The organism is Paraburkholderia sp. BR10923, assembly GCF_040948765.1.
GTDB lineage: Bacteria > Pseudomonadota > Gammaproteobacteria > Burkholderiales > Burkholderiaceae > Paraburkholderia > Paraburkholderia youngii.
In genome coordinates this window covers 1-1,232 of the sequence record NZ_JBFPKO010000118.1, presented here as the reverse complement: position 1 = coordinate 1,232, position 1,232 = coordinate 1, and the positions used below count along the sequence as shown (strand labels likewise).

1 protein-coding gene and 1 pseudogene are annotated in these 1,232 nt (G+C 61.0%); both read right to left on the bottom strand.

The genetic code is table 11. The features are described 5' to 3' along the window. Positions 1-153: 153 nt before the first annotated feature. A complete protein-coding gene (locus AB3X94_RS41645; RefSeq protein WP_176105128.1) occupies positions 154-858 on the bottom strand; it encodes a TerC family protein in 705 nt (234 codons plus the stop codon). A 165-nt stretch (positions 859-1,023) separates the two neighbouring features. Beyond that, positions 1,024-1,232, bottom strand: a pseudogene (locus AB3X94_RS41640) (succinate--CoA ligase subunit alpha); the annotation flags it as partial.

Sequence of the window (1,232 nt, the reverse complement as noted above, 5' to 3'; positions counted from 1 at the left end):
GAGTGCCCAAAGTTCGTCGTCGAGTATGGGTTTAGCCATGTCCTTTTCGTCGTCGAAACAATGAAAAGGTTAACAGGATTCATCGAGAGTAAACAGCCCCTTTGTTCATTTTGTTAAGGTTTATTAGGCAGCGGCGCACCGTCAATGCCATGCTCACACCGCCGCGCGTTTCGCGTTGCGGCGCTTCAACAGATAACCGACGATCACGACGAACAGCGCGCCCGCGATGCTCATCCCGTATTCGGCGACGGGCGTATCGAGGATCGGCCAGCGGTCGCCGGCCGGGTCGTTGACCATCAGGCGTCCCGCGATCCAGCCGAGCAGACCCGCGCCGAACAGCACGATGCCCGGAAAGCGATCGAGCAGCTTCAGAATCAGCTGGCTGCCCCACACGATCAGCGGAATGCTCACGACGAGGCCAAAGATCACCAGAGCCAACCGGTGCTCATGCTCCGCGGCTTCGGCAGCGCCGGCGATCGCGATCACGTTGTCCACGCTCATCACCGCGTCCGCGATGATGATCGTCTTCACCGCCGAGATCAGCTTGTCGGCCGGCTTCACCTTGTCGTGAACGTCGTGCGCGGGCGCCAGCAGGCGCACGCCGATCCACAGCAGCAGCAGGCCGCCCGCGAACTTCAGGAACGGCACGTCGAGCAGCGCGACTGCGAACGCAATCAGCACGACGCGCAGCACGATCGCGCCGGCGGTTCCCCACACGATGCCGCGCATGCGCTGCGACTGCGGCAGACTGCGGCAGGCGAGCGCAATGACGACCGCGTTATCGCCACCGAGCAGAACGTCGATGACGATGATCTGAAAGACCGCGCCCCAATTGAGCGTCGTGAAGAATTCCAGCATGGAAAAAGAATAAGAAAAAATCGACCGGGCGGACAGAAACACGGCGCGAGCACGGACGAAAAAAAAGCGGGGGAGTCTGCACTCCCCCGCTTTTCGGGACCGCTCGCTCACGAAAGGACTTCGAAAGCGTATCAAAATCGCGCGCCTACGGCACGCGGATTCGATTTACAGCATCGCCTTCAGAAGACGCGCCATTTCCGACGGGTTCTTCGTGACCTTGATACCGCATGCGTCCATGATTTCCAGTTTCGCTTCAGCGGTGTCCGCACCGCCCGAGATCAGCGCGCCGGCGTGGCCCATGCGCTTGCCCGGAGGCGCCGTGACGCCAGCGATGAAGCCAACCACCGGCTTCTTCATGTTGCCCTTGATCCACT

Coding starts and splice junctions, on each gene's coding strand:
- AB3X94_RS41645 (WP_176105128.1), bottom strand. CDS start 858: ATGCTGGAATTCTTCACGACGCTCAATTGGGGCGCGGTCTTTCAGATC.